The sequence below is a fragment of the Solibacillus sp. FSL K6-1554 genome (assembly GCF_038005185.1).
In the GTDB taxonomy this organism is placed as follows: domain Bacteria; phylum Bacillota; class Bacilli; order Bacillales_A; family Planococcaceae; genus Solibacillus; species Solibacillus silvestris.
The window spans coordinates 3,375,706-3,394,685 of record NZ_JBBOSS010000001.1 but is presented as its reverse complement, the minus strand read 5'-3'; the positions used below and the strand labels follow the sequence as shown (position 1 = coordinate 3,394,685).

The window sequence follows — 18,980 nt, the reverse complement described above, 5'->3', positions numbered from 1 at the left end:
TACAAGCAATCTTATACGATAAAAATATAGAAAAGGTATACGCAAGAGGAGGATCTTCATGTCAGAAGAAAAAATTTATGATGTAGTCATTATCGGAGCAGGTCCAGCAGGTATGACAGCTGCGGTATATGCATCACGCGCGAACTTATCAACATTAATGATTGAACGTGGGATTCCCGGCGGACAAATGGCTAATACAGAAGCAGTGGAAAACTATCCAGGCTTTGATACAATTTTAGGGCCGGAATTATCGACAAAAATGTTTGAGCATGCGAAAAAATTCGGTGCTGAATATGCTTACGGTGATGTAAATGAAATCATTGATGGTGAAGAATATAAAATTATCGTTTCTGGTAAAAAACAATATAAAACACGCACGATTATTATTACAACAGGTGCAGAATACAAAAAACTAGGCATTCCTGGCGAAACAGAGCTTGGCGGCCGCGGTGTAAGTTATTGTGCTGTATGTGATGGCGCATTCTTCAAACAAAAGAAACTAATCGTAATCGGCGGGGGCGACTCTGCAGTTGAAGAAGGTATTTACTTAACACGTTTTGCGGATAAAGTAACAATCGTACACCGTCGCGATAAACTTCGCGCACAAAAGATTATTCAGGACCGTGCATTTGCCAATGAAAAAATTGACTTCATCTGGAACACAACAGTAAAAGAAATTCATGAAGTTGACGGTAAAGTAGGGAAAGTGACGTTAGTTTCAACAGTTGACGGTACTGAAACGGAAGAGGCTGCAGATGGCGTATTCGTATATGTCGGCATGCTTCCATTAACAGCGCCATTTGCTTCTTTGAATATTTTAAATGAAGCAGGCTATATTGTAACAAACGAGAAAATGGAAACATCAATTCCGGGTATTTATGCAGCGGGCGATGTTCGTGATAAAATGCTGCGTCAAATTGTAACAGCTACAGGTGACGGCAGTATTGCAGCACAATCAGCGCAACATTACGTGGAAGAAATAAAAGAAAAGATAAATCAATAATTCTTTAATATAAATGTAATCATATCGTTACAAAATAAGGGTATACTAAAAGTGGAATTTGTTTTAACCCCCTTATTTTTTTATCCTAAGGTTGTTTCAAGCGTGCTTACGCTGAAGCAACCTCTTTTTTTGTGGCTTTTCGGCACAAATGTTGACTTTATAAATGAAACGCTTGCTTTTACGGAATGCATAGGACAAGGTATAATAGAAATAAGCTTTAGAAAAACACAATTCGCTGCATATAGCGAAATTGTGTCTTTACTTATGTGGAATTCGTGAAATATTAGTTATTCACTTATCCCATTAAATGAAAAAGTTGAGGTGTTGTGTATGCAACGTATTACAAATTTACTCGCTATTAAAGATGGTCAAGTGTTACTGCTGCAAAAACCGAGAAGAGGCTGGTTTGTGGCACCCGGTGGGAAAATGGAGCCAGGAGAATCCATCTATGACTCCGCTATACGCGAATTTCAGGAAGAGACGAATCTAACACCAAAAGACGTTCATTTAAAAGGTGTATACACAATGGTTATCAAAAATGGAGATACAGTCGTCGATGAGTGGATGCTGTACACATTTATCGCAACTGATGTTGAAGGAACACCATTTGTCGAAACGCGGGAAGGCATTTTAAGCTGGTATGAAATTGAACGTTTAAAGGATCTTCCGATGGCGGCAGGTGACCGTACGAATTTATTATTTGCAGCATTAAATCAAGGTACGCAATATGGTACATTTGAATATACAGAGGATTTTGAGCTAATCAGCGAAAAAATTCAAAACTCGACGGAACAAAACTAGAGGAGATGAAATAAGTGGCTAGTTCGAGCTATACACATGAGTTAGTGATTATTACAGGAATGTCAGGGGCGGGCAAAACGGTTGCAGTTCAAAGTTTTGAGGATCTAGGTTATTACTGTGTAGATAACTTACCTCCGGAGCTTTTAACTACTTTTTTAGCGCTAATGAAGGATTCCGAAAAAAAGATTTCACGTATGGCAGTTGTTATGGATTTACGTGGGAGAGAATTTTTTGGCTCATTGATCGAATCGCTCGACGCACTACTGGACGAAGAAGATATTTTACTCCGTATTTTATTTTTGGAATCCGATGATGCCACATTAGTTCGGCGCTATAAAGAATCACGCCGATCACATCCGCTTGCACCTCAGGGATTACCGCTGGAAGGGATTCAAATGGAGCGCGAACTGCTCTCTGAAGTAAAAGGGCGTGCCAAATCGATCGTCAATACTTCCCAGTTAAAACCACGGGAATTACGTGAACGTATCGCCCAGGAATTCAGCAATATGAGCAGTCCTACGTTTTCGTTAAACATTATGTCATTTGGATTTAAGCATGGGCTGCCGATTGATGCAGATTTAGTATTCGATGTTCGCTTTTTGAAAAATCCTTACTATGTTGAAGAATTGCGACATAAAACAGGGCTACAAACAGAAGTATCCTCTTACGTACTAGCAACAGAAGAAACACAACAGCTAATTGCCAAACTGACTGACTTGTTCACATTCATGATTCCTCATTACCGTAATGAAGGCAAATCACAGCTTGTCATCGCTTTCGGCTGTACGGGCGGGCAACATCGCTCCGTTACACTTGCTGAATACTTCGGGAAGCTATTGGCAAAAAATGATCAAGTCATCGTTACACATAGAGATATCAATCATAGGAAGGATTGATGAGATGAAAAAAAAGAGAACAAGAATCGTCGTAATTGGCGGGGGGACAGGCCTTTCTACAATATTACGCGGTTTAAAGCAGCATCCTTTTGATATTACAGCCATCGTTACGGTTGCAGATGACGGTGGCTCTTCCGGACGTTTGCGGGATGACTATGATATCCCGCCGCCCGGAGATGTGCGAAATGTAATTGCCGCGCTTTCTGATGTAGAGCCGTTAGTGGAGCAGATGTTTCAATATCGCTTTTCCCAATCAAACGATTTAGGCGGACATTCGCTCGGGAATTTGATGTTGACCGCTTTAACGGAAATTACAGGTGATTTTAACCATGCGATTGCTGAGATGAGCAAAGTACTCAATGTGCACGGAAAGGTTATCCCGGCAGCCAATAAAAAGGTTACATTACATGCCGAATTATCGGATGGGTCGGACATTATCGGCGAGTCGAAAATTCCATCAGGCCATGCACCGATTAAACGGGTATACTTGGAGCCTAGTAACCTCAAACCATTACCTGCTGCAGTTCATGCGATTGAACGAGCAGATTTTATTTTGATTGGACCTGGCAGCCTTTATACGAGCATTATTCCGAATTTATTGGTTAAAGGAATTGGGCAGGCGGTTATTCGTGCGAAAGGCGAAAAAATCTATATTGCGAATTTAATGACACAGCAAGGCGAAACGAGAAGCTTTACTGCCTCACAGCATATAGAAGCAATCCATGAGCATGTGGGAGAAGCATTTATCGAATCGGTACTGATCAATGAAAAGGAGCTACCTCCTTCGATTTACGAAAATTATCGGGAGGAAAATGCTGAGCCTGTTAAGTTTGATATTGAAAGATTGCAAGAAATGGGCATTAATATCATTCCAAAAGAGATTGCGCTTATTGAAAATGGAACAGTACGTCATGATGCGGTAAATCTCGCTGAATGGCTTTTTGAATATACAGTAAAGAAAAGACAAACGATGCAAGAATAGTAGTATGAAACAAACACTACATAGGTTGCTAGGAAAGGGGGAGCGAATCCATGTCATTTGCATCTGAAACAAAGAAAGAACTGACGCAAGTAGAAGCAGGTGATAGTAGTTTAAAGGCAGAAGTTTCTGCTCTTATACGGATGAACGGTTCGTTAAGTTTTGCGAATCGCCAATTAAGCTTAGACGTACAGACAGAAAATGCGGCAATCGCACGTCGGCTTTATACAATTGTAAAAAAGCTTTATCCATATAATGTAGAGTTGCTTGTTCGAAAGAAGATGCGTCTTAAAAAGAACAATGTGTATATATGCCGTGTACGGGAAGGTGCGCGGGAAATTCTTGCGGATTTAGAAATTGTCTCAAATTCATTTGAGTTTAATCATACAATCGCCAAATCAATCATACCGAAAGAAAATGAACGCCGTGCCTATTTACGTGGAGCCTTTTTGGCAGGAGGCTCGGTAAACAATCCGGAAACCTCTTCCTACCATTTGGAGATTTATTCTTTATATAAGGAGCACGGGGAAGCGTTGGCAGAGCTCATGAACCGCTATGATCTAAATGCGAAAACAATTGAACGGAAAAAAGGCTTTGTCACGTATTTAAAAGAAGCTGAGAAGATTTCGGATTTTATGAATTTAGTCGGTGCTGTTCAGGCGATGCTGAAGTTTGAAGATGTTCGGATTATTAGAGATATGCGGAACAGTGTAAACCGTATCGTAAACTGTGAAACGGCCAACTTAAATAAAACAATTGGCGCTGCATTGAGGCAAGTGGAAAATATCCGCTATATCGATAATGCGGTAGGGCTTGATCAGCTGCCGGAAAAACTGCGGGAAATTGCACGTCTTCGTGTAGAATATCAGGACGTGACATTAAAAGAGCTCGGTGAAATGGTTTCAACTGGCGTTGTCAGTAAATCAGGTGTCAATCATCGTCTGCGCAAAATCGATGAAATCGCGGATGCGCTCCGTCGTGGAGAGAATATTTAAATCCACTTGCGCATATGGAGCACATACGTCATGGCGTAATAGAAAAAATTGGTAACGATTTCATAAAAGATGTTTCCAATTGTTGTTCTTTTCGGACAATTTCGTTAAGATAAACATAGAAGCGATGAACGGTTGTGAAAGGGAGTATTTCAAGATGATTGAAAAACAAGTAGAAGTAAAGTTAAAATCGGGCTTACAAGCAAGACAGGCGGCTTTGTTCGTCCAAGAGGCGAATCGTTATAAAGCGGACGTCTATTTACAAAAGGATACGAAAAAAGTGAATGCGAAGTCGATCATGGGCATTATGAGCCTTGCCGTTGCAAAAGGCACGGTTGTCACATTATGGGCAGACGGCCATGACGAAGAAAAAGCAATCAACGCATTACAACTACTTATTGAAAAAGCGGATTAAGACAAAAGCACAGCCAGTTCAGTTTATATGAACGGCTGTGCCTTATTTTTTAAAATACAAAAAAGCATACAAGATGAATCTTGTATGCTCGAATGGATCGATTATTTTAATTGGTTACGCTCATAAATTTTATCGATAAGACCGTATTCCAATGCTTGCTCTGCAGACATGAAGTTGTCACGATCTGTGTCGCGTGCTAACGTTTCGTAATCTTGGCCACTGTTTTCAGCCATGATGCGGTTTAGTTTTTCACGTAAGTGTAAAATACGTTTTGCAGCGATTTCGATTTCTGTTGCTTGACCTTGTGCACCGCCAAGTGGTTGGTGAATCATTACTTCTGCGTTTGGTAAAGAAACACGTTTGCCTTTTGCACCAGCAGAAAGCAGGAATGCACCCATTGATGCAGCCATACCGATACAGATTGTTGATACATCAGGTTTGATGAAGTTCATTGTATCGTAGATCGCCATACCTGAAGTGATAGAGCCACCTGGTGAGTTGATATATAGGTAGATATCTTTATCTGGATCTTCAGCTTCTAAAAATAATAGCTGTGCTACGATTGAGTTCGCAACATTGTCGTCAATCCCACTACCTAATAAAATGATGCGGTCTTTAAGTAAACGTGAATAAATGTCATATGCACGCTCGCCGCGGTTTGTTTGTTCAATAACTGTAGGAATTAAGTTCATTGAAAAATCCTCCCTTTGTTAAAGCTTATATTCGATTACTTTTGCTGAAAATGACAAATATTTCAGCTGTAAACCTATCATACACGTATTAGTCAGTTATGGTCAAATATAAACTCTGATTTTTACAGTTGAAAATAAGGTGTTCCATCTGTATAATGAAAAAAGTTGCACATATTATTATTTATATGTCCTCGTGGTGTAATGGATAACACTTCAGATTCCGGTTCTGAGGCTGGGGGTTCGATTCCCTCCGAGGGCGCTTTCTTTTTAAAGATTATTATTGATCTATATAGAGTTAAAATAATCTTTCTCTTCCATTTTTCTACAGTTTATTTTTGGCGCTACACTATAAATTTCCTAAACCATTCTAATTTAAACGCTCTTCCTATAAAAAATAAAATTCTTTATTAAAAATCACAATTTATACTTGAATTATATGTGAAAAATTAGTACATTATTAAATGTTGTGTTTTCACAAAACTAGTTAGATAGACTATATTATCATGTCCTTTAGGGGGCACCATTTTACTGTTTTAATATACGTTTCAATATCAATTGCAAAAAATCATCTGAGGTTTTTTTGCAATAGAGAATGAAGTTTTATTAGGATAAAAAGAATCACTGTACCGGTTCTTTTTATCCTTCATTCGTTCTCTACCTAAAAATAATAATTCAAGGCTGCATAAGAGGGAGTTCCTCTTGTGCAGTCTTTTTTATTTTAGTTAAAAATTACCTATCTAATTGACATATATTTTAAATAACAGGGAATATATGTAATTGAATTAGAGTCTTTTTGGAGGAGGAAATACAATAACGAAATAGTAATATAATGAATAAATATTTAATTATATGCCATTTTACCGTTAATTTTGTTATAATAATTCATCATACTGCAATAATAATCAATTTTTTAAAAATTAAATGTTGTATATTAATTGCGGAATTAATATAATTGAACATGTTATTAACAAAAAAACTACTACATCCAGGAGGATATTCATAATGAGTACTAGAAAACTATTTAAATGGGCAGCACCTTTAGCTGCAGCTTCAATGATTTTAACAGCATGTGGAGCGGACGAATCGACATCTACAGGGGATAAAGAATATAAGAAAATTGTTGCAGGTACGGAAGCTACATATGCACCATTTGAATACTTAGATGATAAAGGAAATGTTGTCGGCTTAGATTCAGAGATTTTAGCAGCGATCGGCGAAGAGATGGGCATTGAAACAGAAGTGAAAAATGTAGGCTGGGACTCAATGATGAGCCAAGTAACAACTGGTGAAGTGGATATGGGCGCAGCGGCTATTACAATTACAGATGAGCGTAAAGAATCATATGACTTTACAGATCCTTACTATGAAGCGACTTTACTAATCGTGACAAAAGAAGGATCGACAGTTGCATCGCTGGAAGATATTAAAGACAAAAAAATTGCAGTACAGATTAATACAACAGGCCACATCGCAGCACAGGAATTGCAAGGCGTTGCAAGCTCAAAAATTTTAGCATATGAAAACTTCTCTGTTGCGTTAACGGAAGTGCTGACAGGTGCTGCTGATGCCGCAATCGGTGATAATGCAGTAATTTTAGATTACCTTGAAAACAATCCTGATTCAGGCTTAAGAGCGGTAGAGGATACTTCATTTGAGAAAGACTACTTCGGCTTTATGGTGAAAAAGGGCAATAAAGAGCTATTGGACATTTTAAATGAAGGACTTCAAAAAATTAAAGACAATGGCAAGTTAGCTGAAATTACAGGTACGGAAATCGAATAAGCTTTATTTTAATTTATTGGAGGGTTTCAGATGGATTTTTTTGATTTTTTCCGTTGGGATATAATCTGGAACTACCGTGAACTATATGCAAAAGGACTTTGGGCGACTATTGTTTTAACAGCATGTGGTTATATTGGTGGTATCATATTCGGTCTAGTTTTAGGATTAGGCCAGGTTTCAACAAAAAAATGGATTTACTGGCCGGCTAAAATTTATGTCGACGTATTCCGTGGTACGCCAATGCTCGTACAATTATTATTAATTCACTTAGCTGTTATTCCAACTATTTTTGGAACATCGCAAGGTTGGTGGGTATCGGGTATTGTCGGTCTGATTTTAAACAGTGCCGCATACAATGCAGAAATTTTCCGTGCAGGGATCCAGTCGATCGACAAAGGGCAAATGGAAGCTGCAAGATCATTAGGGTTAACACAGGGCCAGGCGATGCGTAAAGTTATTTTACCGCAGGCGTTCCGTCGTATGATTCCGCCATTAGGGAATGAATTTATCGCATTGTTAAAGGATTCTTCACTTGTAACGGTAATCGCCGGGGCCGAGATTTTATATGTAAGTAAAGTAGTAGCCGGAACGTATCAGCGTTTCTGGGAGCCCTATTTATTCGCAGCGTTCCTATACCTTGTATTGACGTATGCTGTAACGAAGCTTATTGCATTTATCGAAAAACGAGTTGATATTAATTACAACCCACGTAAGAAAAAGGAGCGCGCGTAAATGATTAAAGTAGAAAACTTACACAAGCATTTTGGCAAGCTCGAAGTGTTAAAAGGAATCGATTATGAAGTACATGAAAAGGAAGTAGTTTGTGTCATCGGGCCATCTGGTTCTGGGAAATCAACGTTTCTTCGCTGCATGAATTTGCTGGAGGAAGTAACGGATGGTGCGATTTATATTCAAGGTGTCAAAATTAATGATCCGAAAACAAACATTAATGATATCCGTACAGAAGTGGGGATGGTGTTCCAACAGTTCAACCTATTCCCGCATATGTCGGTCATCGATAATATTACAATGGCGCCAATGCAAATTCGCCAACTGAACAAAGCCGATGCCGAAAAATTGGCACTCGAGCTATTGGATAAGGTCGGTTTGCGTGAAAAAGCAGATAACTATCCGCAGCAATTATCAGGCGGTCAGCAGCAGCGTGTCGCGATTGCCCGCGCATTAGCGATGAAGCCGAAAGTAATGCTGTTTGATGAACCAACGTCAGCCCTTGACCCCGAAATGGTAAAAGAGGTTTTGGAAGTAATGAAAAACCTTGCTAAAGAAGGCATGACAATGGTTGTCGTAACACATGAAATGGGCTTCGCACGTGAAGTAGGTGACCGTGTCCTGTTTATGGATGGCGGTTATATCGTAGAGCAGGGCCACCCGGATGAAGTATTCGGCAACCCGCAAAACGAACGTACAAAAGCCTTTTTAGGAAAAGTACTATAAATGTAGGTAAACTATCTTCTATTATGTTGAGTAGTAGAAGGTAGTTTTTATATTTAGTAGGATTCACAGTTGTTTGGAATAAAAGGGAGGCGACTCCTTAGGAAAACTTTTATATCCTAAACTATCAGAAGATTTAGAATTAAATATTGTGTGGCTCTACTAAAAAATGTATAATCTTAACAAAATTAGAGGGGGTTTTATAATGTTCAAAACGAAGAAGTTTTTCATAGCGATGCTGCTAATGACCTTAACAATCATTTTAGCCGCATGCGGTACAGCGGATGATGAAACATCAGGAAGCGCAACATCCGGAGAAGGTGGCGGTAAAAAGCTGTTAGTAGGAACGGAAGCAACATTTGCCCCATTTGAATCAATGAATGACAAAGGTGAAATTGTTGGAATCGATGTAGATATTATGAAGGCTATCGGTGAAGAAATCGGTTCAGAAGTAGAATTCCGAAATGTCGGTTGGGAGCCGGTATTCCAGCAAATTACGAACGGTGAACTGGACTTAGGTGCATCAGGCATTACCATTACAGATGAGCGTAAAGAGACGTATGATTTCACAGATCCTTATTATGAAGCATCATTAATGATTGTTGTGAAAGAAGACTCACCAATCAAAACATTGGATGAATTGAAAGATCAAAAAGTATCTGTTCAAATTAATACAACAGGGCATATTGCAGCACAAAACCTGCAAGGAAAATCAAGTTCAAAAATTTTAGCGTATGAAAACCAGCCGATAGCATTCCAGGAAGTAATCAATGGTGCAACAGCAGCGGCGTTTGGCGATAATGCGGTTGTTATCGAGTACTTAAAGAACAATCCGGATTCAGGACTAAAAGCGATTGAATCGGATCAGTTTGAAAAAGAATATTACGGCTTCATGGTGAAAAAGGGAAACACTGAGTTACTGAACCGTTTAAATGAAGGCCTAGCGAAGATTAAAGAAAACGGCAAATTAGAAGAAATTACAGGTCAGAAGATCGATTAATTTATAAGTGAAAAATATGATAAGACCGGTATTTTGAAACTTAAACTTTATGAATTGATTGGAGTGCAGGGGCGACTCCTAGGGAAATAGCGTGACGCCTGAGACTTAGGAACAAAAGCTAAGAGCGCCACGTCCTTTGGCAACGCTTTTGTGACCAACATCGTGTTGGCCTCACGCCACGCCACTGGAAAGCGTCCCCGGAACGGAAATCAATTCTAGGGTAAGCAGAAACACCTCAATTTTCTCCCAGAGAAAATTGAGGTGTTTCGTTTTGTTCAAGTTTATAAGGACTATATTAGAAAATTCTTTAACCGTATCGCTCTGGAGAATAAATTTGCGTCCCTCCCCATTTTCGTTGAGGGGTTTTTGTATTGATTTAAACATTGTTGAAAAATTGCGTCACAATATCTTTTATCGTAGCCACTTGCATAACAAGCATCGTGGTGCAGACAGCAATTATCGACTGCATTCGTTGGTGCACCAGGTCCGCTGCAACCAGGTCCGCAGTAACGGTAACCAGGGAAGCAGAACCCCATTGCAGGACGTCTCATGATCCCACCTCCTTCTACTAGATACCATATAGTATGTTCACCTAATAAGAAGAGGAGGGCAAACCTATTGATTTCATCATAAAAACCTTTACTTTACACTAGCAGACTTAACGGGTGAAACCGAAGATTCGGCTACCTTCAATATTGCATTAACAAGGACATCGGCACCCTTTGAACATTCTTCGTAGGAAGTATATTCATCTTCCCGGTGACTATAGCCTTTCGCACTTGGAACAAAAATCATTGTAGAAGGAATATATCCTGCGATAAATTGAGCATCGTGGCCGGCACCGCTGAACATATGATGGCGTGAATAGCCCAGTTCATCTGTACTTGCTGCTACAGCATGGACAACTTCCGGTGCGAAATAGACCGTATCCCGGCTCCATAGTTTTTGGTAGCTCAGTTCGCAGTTTTCGATTTCTTTCGGAAGGTCAAAGATAATTTGTTCCACTTGCTGGATGACTGCAGGGTCTTGGTGGCGGGACTCCAACGAGAAAGTTACATTACTCGGGATGACCGTATGAATATTCGGGTAGGCATTGATACGTCCGATTGTATAAACAAGATCTTCAGGAAGTTGTTTTAATTTATTTTGCAGGATGGAAATGATCTGCATCGCGGCAAACATACTGTCTTTACGCATGGAAATAGGGGTAGTGCCCGCATGGTTCGATTCACCGGTTAATGTAATGTCATAGCAAACCATGCCAAGAACGCCTTCTACGACCCCGATTTCTTTTTTATAATGTTCTAAAACCGGACCTTGCTCAATATGAAGCTCCAAATAGGCATGCGCTTCGGTTAGACGGTTTGCGACATCACCTTCATAGCCACTTTCTTTCAAGACTTGTTCAAATGTTACCCCTTTTCGATCCGTCGAAGCGAGCATCTTTTCCTTTTCGAATTTTCCTGAAAGAACACCTGAAGCCATTAAGGACGGTTCAAAACGTGCACCTTCTTCGTTTGTGAAGTTTACGATTGTTATAGGGTGATTTAGTTCGAGTTCTTCATCAATAATAGTTTGAACAGCTTCCAGGGCAGTTAAAACACCGAGTACCCCATCAAAGCGTCCTCCCTTTATGACAGAATCTAAGTGTGAGCCGATGACAATCGGCAAGTTATCGGAGTTGGATGGCAGTGTTGCGTACATAGTGCCCATATCGTCAACCGTTACCGTCATGCCAAGCTGTTCACAAATTTCCTTGAACTTGTTGCGGGCGAGAATATCTTCGGGAGATAGGCTTAAACGTGTGACACCATTATTTTCTGTTGCCCCAAATTGGCTAAATAAATCAATAGTGTTTTGAAGTCGTTCGCGGTTTGTTTTTAACATAAAATTCCCCCTTAAATTCAATAATATATAAACATTAGCACTAGCATATAACAAATTAATATATACTTAATGTAAAATGATACAATAATTGTATGGACGAATTGTTAATGATAGGGGGCTGCTTATGTTAACCGTAAAAGAAGTTCTAAATCGAAAATACTTTGAATCGGCGAAGGTCGTCGCAGGTCAAACCGGCTTAAGCCATGCGATCAAATGGATTCATATATTGGAAGTTACCGATGTGAAGCAGCTGATAAAAGGAAATGAGCTCATTCTGACAACGGGCGTCATTTTAAAAGATAATGAACAAGGCTTTCTGAATTTTGTAAGGCAACTTAATGATTTAAATGTAGCCGGGCTGTGTATTGAGTTAGGTATGTACATTCAAACGATTCCGGAAAGTGTCATTAAACTGGCGGATCAACTGGATTTTCCGCTCATCGTTTTTCAGGAAATTGTCCCGTTTGTCGGTATTACGCAAGATTTGCATACAGCGATCATTCATCAGCAGTACGATATTTTAAGGCAGCTCGAAGATTATTCCCAGAAGATCAACAACTATGTTTTGAAAGTGAACGATAAAGTGAAGATTTTGCAGTATATGCAAAAGTATTTAAACGTGGATATTTATTTTGATGTGAATAAAGGAACAAGTCTCGCAATCCCGGATAAAAAGATTGAAAATTGCAAAAAGTATATCAATCTTTTAAGTAGTAAACATAAAGCAAAGATTGAAGTGAATTTATTTGATCAGTTGTACGGGACGGTCTATATATACTCCGAAAAAAGAGAAATGACGGAATTGGATTTACTTATTTTGGACCGCACTGTAGTTACGCTGTCTCAGTTTATTTTAAGAGATTTATATATTGAAGAAAAATTGGAAAGCGAAAACCGGAAGTTTTTTGAGAAATGGCTCGAAGGTGAAAACAGCGATGATGAATTGCTTTATTTTATCGAAGAGTTCGATCAAAAACTGAAGCACAATGGCTGGATGGTCATGATTCATCAGCTTAGAAGAAAGAATGCCATAAAGGATTTAACGAATTATAAAATTAATCTTCGCCAGGCGCTGCAGAAAGAAGGGTTTTACACATTTATTGTCGAGCAGTCCCAATATTTAATTTTTATCATTAACGATTTGGCGCAGGGAGCTACGTATAAAGAACGGATGAACCGCGTAATGAATGAGATGATTCATCAAAGTAAACAGGACATGCTTGTTGCTGTTGGAAAATATGTTACGCATTACAATGAATTGAAAGAAAGCTATCAAACAGCTCAGGAAACCCTACAAATCCGGATGAAACATACAGAGCTTTCGTATTTTTATGATGAACTGGTGTTGTACCATATGGTGAAAGTTCTGCAAAACAACAGTAGTCTTATGCAGGCGGCAATGGAAAAAATCGAAAAACTCAGCCAGTATGACAGCAAGCACAACGCGAATTTAATTCAAACACTCGATGTTTATTTTCAGTGTAATGGACTAAAAAAGGAAACTGCCGAAAAACTGTTTATCGTCCGCCAAACTCTTTATCACCGCCTGGAAAAAGTGGAACAGATCATCGGCAGTGATTTTATGAAGTATGAAAACCGGCTCTGCCTGGAAATCATGCTGCTCATGACGAAGCATAATTATTATGAGGGTGTGAAGGTGTAGATGCCGTGATTGAAGATGATGCAATTAAATATCAAATGCGTTGATTGGAATGGAAATCAATCCCCTTGCCTGATCAGGATATCCTCATGCGCTAAATGTGAAATCAAGGCAAACATCCATTTGACACTATGTATAATGCCCTTAATCTTCCAATAAGCGAAAATAGAAATAGAGTTTAGGAATGTAGGAGGGAAATGCATGAGCCAATATGTAGAGTATAACTGGAAAGCAAATGACGAAAAACATGTATGGCACTCGATGAAGCCTTATAACCCGGAAGCAACATTTATCGTTGAACGAGCGGAAGGTGCTTGGCTGACAGACATCGATGGCAATAAATATTTGGATGCAATGGCAGGGCTTTGGTGTACGAATATTGGTTATGGTCGTAAGGAAATTGCTGACACAGCTTACGAGCAAATGCTTAAGAATTCATATACACCGCTGACGAATGGGCACACACCAGCAATTTTACTGAGCCAGAAAATCAGTGAGCTGCTTGGTGACGAATATGTTGTCTTCTATTCGAACAGTGGATCGGAAGCAAATGAAGTGGCGTTTAAAGTGGCAAGACAATATCATCAGCAAAAAGGTGATACGAACCGCTATAAAATCATTTCCCGCTACCGTGCTTATCATGGAAGTTCAATGGGTGCGTTGGCAGCAACAGGCCAAGCGCAGCGCAAATATAAATACGAGCCGCTTGCACCGGGCTTTTTACATGTGGCACCACCTGATCAGTACCGGAATCCGGAAGAGGCGGTAAACGGCGATGCTAAAACATTGCCTAGTGTGAAAAACATCGACCAGGTGATGACTTGGGAAATGTCCGAAACGATCGCCGCGGTTATTATGGAGCCGATTATTACAGGTGGCGGTGTCATTGTACCGAATGAAGATTACTTGAAAGGCGTAAAGGAAGTGTGCGAGAAACACGGTGCGCTCTTAATCGTTGACGAGGTAATCTGTGGTTTTGGACGTACAGGTACAGCGTTCGGCTTCCAGAACTATGGCATTAAGCCGGATATTGTGACGATGGCTAAAGGGCTGACAAGTGCCTACATGCCATTATCAGCAACTGCAATCCGCCGCGAAATTTACGAGCAGTTTGTCGCGAATGGGGACTATGAATTTTTCCGTCATATTAATACATTTGGCGGGTCACCGGTCGCATGTGCAGTTGCATTGAAAAACATTGAAATTATGGAGCGCGAAAATTTATTCGAGCAATCCGTTGTACTCGGAGAATCGCTTAAGCGCACATTAAAAGAAAATTTAGAGGATTATCCTTTCGTGGGCGATATTCGCGGCAAAGGATTATTGATCGGTATTGAACTTGTTGAAAATAAGGAAACGAAAACACCGCTTGATGTTGAGCGCGTAAATGCAGTGATTGCCTACTGTAAGAAGAAGGGCGTCATTATCGGCAAAAATGGTGTAACGGTAGCGAACTTCAATAATATATTAACGCTGTCACCGCCGCTTTCAATTTCATTGGAGGAAAAGGACCTGATTGCCAATACAGTGATTGAAGCAGTGAACAGTATTAAATAAAGGGGGATCTTCATAATGACAGAAGCGGTTTCGGTAAAAAAATTAACACATTTTATCAATGGGGAATTGGTCGAAGGGAAAAGCAACAACTATTCAAAAGTGTATAACCCGACGACAGGCGAAGTAATTGCCGAAGTTCCGATTGCGACAGCTGAAGAAACACGTGAAGCCATTGCAGCAGCAAAAGCGGCTTTTCCGGCATGGCGTGATCTGTCTGTTGCGAAGCGTGCGGAAGTATTGATGCGTTTCCGATTTTTACTGACAGAAAATATGGATCAGCTATTGGATATTATTTGTACGGAGAGCGGGAAAACGTTGGAGGATGCGCGCGGTGAAGTGACACGTGCACTGGAATCGGTTGACTTGGCAATCGGTGCACCTCATTTAGTGAAAGGGGAATATTCGGTAAATGTAGGTGGTCAAATTAATGCCTACTCTGCGAAGTACCCTTTAGGTGTTGTTGCAGCAATTTCGCCATTTAACTTCCCGATCATGGTGCCGTTAGCGCAAACGTCGATGGCAGTCGCTGTTGGGAATGCTGTTATTTTAAAAGCATCAGAAAAGGTGCCGATGACTTCGCTGTTTGTCAGTGAATTATGGAAAAAAGCAGGATTGCCGGACGGGATCTGGACAGTAGTAAACGGCAGTAAAGATGCAGTAAATGAGCTGCTGGAAAACCCGACTGTTCAAGCGATTTCATTTGTCGGTTCGACACCTGTTGCGAAATATATTTACGAAACGGGTTCGAAATACGGTAAGCGCGTTACGGCTTTAGGCGGCGGGAAAAATAATATGGTTGTTATGCCGGATGCTGATTTAGAGCAAGTGGCGAACGCGTTTATCGGTGCAGCATATGGTGCGGCTTCCCAACGTTGTATGGCGATTTCTACAATTATGCCGGTTGGTGAAGAGACGGCTGACCGACTAGTGGCGATTTTGAAAGAGAAGATTAGCAACTTAAAAGTGGGCAGCTATAAAGAAGAGGGGACGGATTTTGGTCCTGTCATTTCAAAAGAGTCGAAAGAGAATATTTTGAAAGCAATTGATTTAGCTGAACGTCAAGGTGCGACAGTTGTAGTGGACGGCCGCGAACTGGATATCGTGAAAAACTCGGAAGGCTTCTTCGTCGGTCCGACGTTACTGGACAATATTACGAAGGAGATGGAAATTTTCGATGAGGAAGTTTTCGGTCCGGCTCGTAATGTTGTGCGTGTAAACTCGCTTGCGGAAGCGATTGATTTCATTAACGGTCAGGATCTGGCGAATGGGGTTACGATCTTCACAAATGATGGGGCGGCAGCACGCAAGTTTACAACGGAGATTGATGTAGGCATGGTCGGCGTCAATGTGCCGATTCCAATCCCTGTCGGCTATCATAACTTTGCCGGCTTTAAAGGTTCGCGCTTTGGTGAAGGGCATATGTTTGGTCCGGATCAGGCCCGATTCTTTACAAAAACGAAAACGGTATCGGAACGCTGGCCAGACACAACAGAAACGACAGCATCGACATTCGCTTTCCCTAGCAACAACTAAAATATATGCAAATAACAGCCTAATTCCCGATATGGGGTTAGGCTGTTTTTTTGTTGGGATGATGGGGAGGGTGGATACTGATTTGGGCTTGGTGAAGGCGGGTTTATAGTTTTATTAGAACAATGAGAGCGGTTATTAGAAGAAGTGGACCGGTTATTATAAAAGTTGGGTTTTTTATTAGAAGATTGGGCGGTAATGGTTTCTGCAAGTACTGATTTGGGCGGGTGAGTAAACGGGTTATAGTTTTATTAGAACATTGCCAACGGATATTAGAAGAACAGAATGGATATTTGAAGATTGCGGGGAGAAATTAGAACATGGCGAACACATATTAGAACAAGAGAAGGATATATTAGAAAATCCAAACTTTATTAGAACAAATAAAAATATATTAGAACAACTCCGTAACATACTAGAAAACTCTTCACCGAAGCTTCCGCCTACTAGATACCCGACAAAAACAATACATTATGTTAGAAAAACTTACATAAATACAGTATATTTCCTGACAACTTTTAACCTTTTGTCTAAAATATTTACGGAAAAAATTACCTTTTGTATATTAATTTTATTCTAAATATTCAGTAAAGTTATATATATGAAGAATTTACAAGGGTTTTATTAACAGAAAATATTTATTTTAATTTTTTCCGTTAATTAGATATTATGTTACTAATTGTTACATATAATACTATATATTAAATTATATGCTTAAAAACTAGTAAATATTCTCAAAAGTTAATAGTACTAGAATCGAAATTAATCTGCGCTTTGGTTTTTCATTTTTTCAATAGAAATTACTAGAAAACTAGGAGGGTTCATATGAAAAAGATTATTACTGGGGGAACAATTGTTACTGCTGCGGATACGTTTAAAGGGGATGTGCTGATTGAGGACGGGATCATCACTCAAATTGCAGCAAAAATAGAAGATGCGGAAGCAGAAATTATTGATGCAACAGGAAAGCTTTTATTCCCGGGTGGTATTGACCCTCATACCCATCTTGATATGCCGTTCAACAATACGGTAACTGATGATGACTGGCAATCAGGAACGATTGCTGCGGCATACGGAGGAACGACGACGATTATCGATTTCTGTATTAGTGCGGGCTCGCCAACATTGATGGATGCGATTGATACGTGGCATGGCAAGGCACAAGATAAGGCCGTGATCGACTATGGCTTCCACTTAATGATCGGTGATTTGAATGAGCAGCGCCTGCAGGAATTACCGGAAGCATTGGAAAGAGGCGGGATCAGCTCGATCAAAGTGTTTCTTGCTTATGCGAAGGAGTTCCAGGCGACGGATCGTACGTTATTCCAGGCGTTTAAAGTCGGGAAGAAGCTTGGCGCAACGGTTATGGTCCATTGTGAGAACGGATCGGTTATCGATGAGCTAGTAGAAGAAGCGAAAGCGAATGGTCAGACGGAGCCGATTTATCATGCGCTTACTCGTCCGCCTGAAGTAGAAGGCGAAGCGACGAAGCGTGCGATTGAACTGGCGAACTTAGCGGGAGCGCAGTTATATGTCGTGCATGTAACGTGTAAAGAAGCGGTCGATGAAATCATTTCGGCACGTAATAAAGGCTACAACGTGTTAGGGGAAACTTGTCCGCCGTATTTAGTGCTTGACCAGACAGCTTTGGAAAAGCCGAATTTTGAGGGCGCGAAATATGTATGGTCACCACCGTTACGTCCGGTAGAGCATCAGGAAGTATTGTGGAATGCATTGAAGGCGAAGCAGCTGCAAACGATTGGTTCAGACCAATGTTCATTCAGCTTCAACGGCAAGAAAACATTAGGGAAAGATGACTTCTCGAAAATTCCGAATGGCGGGCCGTTTATCGAAGACCGTTTCTCTGTACTGTATTCGGAAGGTGTAGCGAAAGGCCGCATTACAGAAAATGAGTTTGTTGATATGATTTCGACGCAGTCTGCGAAAATTTTTGGGCTATTCCCTAAAAAAGGAACGATCGCGGTCGGTTCGGATGCGGATATCGTATTATTCGATCCAACAGTAAAACGTACGATCTCAGCAGAAACGCATCATATGAATGTGGACTACAACGCATTTGAAGGGCTTGAAGTGACGGGTGAGCCGACAAGTGTGCTTGTGCGCGGTGAATATGTTATTCAAGATAAAAAATTCGTCGGACAGCTTGGAAGCGGCCAGTATATCCGTCGTGAAGTAAAGGGTTCCACTAAAGTAACTTCATAACACAATCAATTCGCTTTTGCGTAATTGCGTCCAGATTTTAGGCCCACAGGACGTGGGTCAGTCAGCCTTTGTTGCACAATGCGACGTTTTAAGGCTGACATCCATTCCATT

The 18,980-nt window shown here is 40.4% G+C and carries 17 protein-coding genes and 1 tRNA gene; 15 read left to right on the top strand and 3 right to left on the bottom strand.

All coding sequences use genetic code 11. The annotated features are described in order from the left end of the window. Positions 1-58: 58 nt before the first annotated feature. The 6 genes from trxB (at position 59) to MHB58_RS16865 (ending at position 5,086) form a co-directional block, all read left to right on the top strand. Complete coding sequence (gene trxB / locus MHB58_RS16890) at positions 59-1,003, top strand: thioredoxin-disulfide reductase (protein WP_339263186.1); 945 nt, start codon at positions 59-61, stop codon at positions 1,001-1,003. A gap of 330 nt (positions 1,004-1,333) precedes the next feature. Next, the gene (locus MHB58_RS16885) at positions 1,334-1,804 is read left to right on the top strand and encodes an 8-oxo-dGTP diphosphatase (protein ID WP_008406405.1); all 471 of its coding nucleotides are present in this window, start codon (positions 1,334-1,336) and stop codon (positions 1,802-1,804) included. A gap of 14 nt (positions 1,805-1,818) precedes the next feature. Continuing rightward, positions 1,819-2,700, top strand: a complete 882-nt coding sequence (gene rapZ / locus MHB58_RS16880; RefSeq protein ID WP_008406403.1) for an RNase adapter RapZ — start codon at positions 1,819-1,821, stop codon at positions 2,698-2,700. 4 nt (positions 2,701-2,704) lie between these two features. Then, the gene (locus MHB58_RS16875) at positions 2,705-3,682 is read left to right on the top strand and encodes a gluconeogenesis factor YvcK family protein (RefSeq protein WP_008406401.1); all 978 of its coding nucleotides are present in this window, start codon (positions 2,705-2,707) and stop codon (positions 3,680-3,682) included. 50 nt (positions 3,683-3,732) lie between these two features. Then, positions 3,733-4,674, top strand: coding sequence for a DNA-binding protein WhiA (gene whiA, locus MHB58_RS16870; protein WP_008406400.1), 942 nt, complete (start codon positions 3,733-3,735; stop codon positions 4,672-4,674). 154 nt (positions 4,675-4,828) lie between these two features. After that, the gene (locus MHB58_RS16865; RefSeq protein WP_008406398.1) at positions 4,829-5,086 is read left to right on the top strand and encodes an HPr family phosphocarrier protein; all 258 of its coding nucleotides are present in this window, start codon (positions 4,829-4,831) and stop codon (positions 5,084-5,086) included. 101 nt (positions 5,087-5,187) lie between these two features. On the opposite strand, the gene clpP is transcribed toward MHB58_RS16865, so the two are convergent. Then, positions 5,188-5,778, bottom strand: a complete 591-nt coding sequence (gene clpP, locus MHB58_RS16860) for an ATP-dependent Clp endopeptidase proteolytic subunit ClpP (RefSeq protein WP_008406397.1) — start codon at positions 5,776-5,778, stop codon at positions 5,188-5,190. A 187-nt stretch (positions 5,779-5,965) separates the two neighbouring features. Here clpP and MHB58_RS16855 point away from each other — a divergent pair. From MHB58_RS16855 to MHB58_RS16835, 5 genes are all read left to right on the top strand, one after another. Continuing rightward, positions 5,966-6,037 (top strand) — tRNA-Arg (locus tag MHB58_RS16855). Between the two features lie 743 nt (positions 6,038-6,780). Next, a complete protein-coding gene (locus MHB58_RS16850; protein ID WP_065216733.1) occupies positions 6,781-7,560 on the top strand; it encodes a basic amino acid ABC transporter substrate-binding protein in 780 nt (259 codons plus the stop codon). Between the two features lie 30 nt (positions 7,561-7,590). Continuing rightward, positions 7,591-8,292, top strand: a complete 702-nt coding sequence (locus MHB58_RS16845) for an amino acid ABC transporter permease (protein ID WP_008406394.1) — start codon at positions 7,591-7,593, stop codon at positions 8,290-8,292. Beyond that, positions 8,293-9,015: an amino acid ABC transporter ATP-binding protein gene (locus MHB58_RS16840; RefSeq protein WP_008406392.1), complete on the top strand. Its 723-nt coding sequence runs from the start codon at positions 8,293-8,295 to the stop codon at positions 9,013-9,015. A gap of 202 nt (positions 9,016-9,217) precedes the next feature. Continuing rightward, positions 9,218-10,012, top strand: coding sequence for a basic amino acid ABC transporter substrate-binding protein (locus tag MHB58_RS16835; RefSeq protein ID WP_340735692.1), 795 nt, complete (start codon positions 9,218-9,220; stop codon positions 10,010-10,012). Positions 10,013-10,302: 290 nt separating this feature from the next. Here the strand turns inward: MHB58_RS16835 and MHB58_RS16830 are convergent, their stop codons facing one another. Further along, the gene (locus MHB58_RS16830) at positions 10,303-10,563 is read right to left on the bottom strand and encodes a phospholipase A2 family protein (protein ID WP_306341334.1); all 261 of its coding nucleotides are present in this window, start codon (positions 10,561-10,563) and stop codon (positions 10,303-10,305) included. An 88-nt stretch (positions 10,564-10,651) separates the two neighbouring features. Then, positions 10,652-11,899, bottom strand: coding sequence for a Zn-dependent hydrolase (locus MHB58_RS16825; RefSeq protein WP_340735691.1), 1,248 nt, complete (start codon positions 11,897-11,899; stop codon positions 10,652-10,654). 124 nt (positions 11,900-12,023) lie between these two features. Between MHB58_RS16825 and MHB58_RS16820 the strand changes: the two genes are divergently transcribed. The 4 genes from MHB58_RS16820 (at position 12,024) to hydA (ending at position 18,869) form a co-directional block, all read left to right on the top strand. Next, the gene (locus MHB58_RS16820; protein ID WP_339263181.1) at positions 12,024-13,562 is read left to right on the top strand and encodes a PucR family transcriptional regulator; all 1,539 of its coding nucleotides are present in this window, start codon (positions 12,024-12,026) and stop codon (positions 13,560-13,562) included. Between the two features lie 198 nt (positions 13,563-13,760). Next, the gene (locus tag MHB58_RS16815) at positions 13,761-15,116 is read left to right on the top strand and encodes an aspartate aminotransferase family protein (protein WP_014822781.1); all 1,356 of its coding nucleotides are present in this window, start codon (positions 13,761-13,763) and stop codon (positions 15,114-15,116) included. 15 nt (positions 15,117-15,131) lie between these two features. Further along, positions 15,132-16,649 carry a CoA-acylating methylmalonate-semialdehyde dehydrogenase gene (locus tag MHB58_RS16810; protein WP_251690313.1) on the top strand — a complete coding sequence of 506 codons (1,518 nt, stop codon included), beginning with the start codon at positions 15,132-15,134 and terminating at the stop codon, positions 16,647-16,649. Positions 16,650-17,471: 822 nt separating this feature from the next. Next, the gene (hydA, locus tag MHB58_RS16805) at positions 17,472-18,869 is read left to right on the top strand and encodes a dihydropyrimidinase (RefSeq protein ID WP_065216739.1); all 1,398 of its coding nucleotides are present in this window, start codon (positions 17,472-17,474) and stop codon (positions 18,867-18,869) included. Positions 18,870-18,980: the final 111 nt, after the last annotated feature.

Excerpts from the sequence above, each read along its gene's own strand:
- trxB (WP_339263186.1), top strand. The coding sequence starts at position 59 with ATGTCAGAAGAAAAAATTTATGATGTAGTCATTATCGGAGCAGGTCCA.
- MHB58_RS16885 (WP_008406405.1), top strand. The coding sequence starts at position 1,334 with ATGCAACGTATTACAAATTTACTCGCTATTAAAGATGGTCAAGTGTTA.
- MHB58_RS16875 (WP_008406401.1), top strand. The coding sequence starts at position 2,705 with ATGAAAAAAAAGAGAACAAGAATCGTCGTAATTGGCGGGGGGACAGGC.
- whiA (WP_008406400.1), top strand. The coding sequence starts at position 3,733 with ATGTCATTTGCATCTGAAACAAAGAAAGAACTGACGCAAGTAGAAGCA.
- MHB58_RS16865 (WP_008406398.1), top strand. The coding sequence starts at position 4,829 with ATGATTGAAAAACAAGTAGAAGTAAAGTTAAAATCGGGCTTACAAGCA.
- clpP (WP_008406397.1), bottom strand. The coding sequence starts at position 5,778 with ATGAACTTAATTCCTACAGTTATTGAACAAACAAACCGCGGCGAGCGT.
- MHB58_RS16850 (WP_065216733.1), top strand. The coding sequence starts at position 6,781 with ATGAGTACTAGAAAACTATTTAAATGGGCAGCACCTTTAGCTGCAGCT.
- MHB58_RS16845 (WP_008406394.1), top strand. The coding sequence starts at position 7,591 with ATGGATTTTTTTGATTTTTTCCGTTGGGATATAATCTGGAACTACCGT.
- MHB58_RS16840 (WP_008406392.1), top strand. The coding sequence starts at position 8,293 with ATGATTAAAGTAGAAAACTTACACAAGCATTTTGGCAAGCTCGAAGTG.
- MHB58_RS16835 (WP_340735692.1), top strand. The coding sequence starts at position 9,218 with ATGTTCAAAACGAAGAAGTTTTTCATAGCGATGCTGCTAATGACCTTA.
- MHB58_RS16830 (WP_306341334.1), bottom strand. The coding sequence starts at position 10,563 with ATGAGACGTCCTGCAATGGGGTTCTGCTTCCCTGGTTACCGTTACTGC.
- MHB58_RS16825 (WP_340735691.1), bottom strand. The coding sequence starts at position 11,899 with ATGTTAAAAACAAACCGCGAACGACTTCAAAACACTATTGATTTATTT.
- MHB58_RS16820 (WP_339263181.1), top strand. The coding sequence starts at position 12,024 with ATGTTAACCGTAAAAGAAGTTCTAAATCGAAAATACTTTGAATCGGCG.
- MHB58_RS16815 (WP_014822781.1), top strand. The coding sequence starts at position 13,761 with ATGAGCCAATATGTAGAGTATAACTGGAAAGCAAATGACGAAAAACAT.
- MHB58_RS16810 (WP_251690313.1), top strand. The coding sequence starts at position 15,132 with ATGACAGAAGCGGTTTCGGTAAAAAAATTAACACATTTTATCAATGGG.
- hydA (WP_065216739.1), top strand. The coding sequence starts at position 17,472 with ATGAAAAAGATTATTACTGGGGGAACAATTGTTACTGCTGCGGATACG.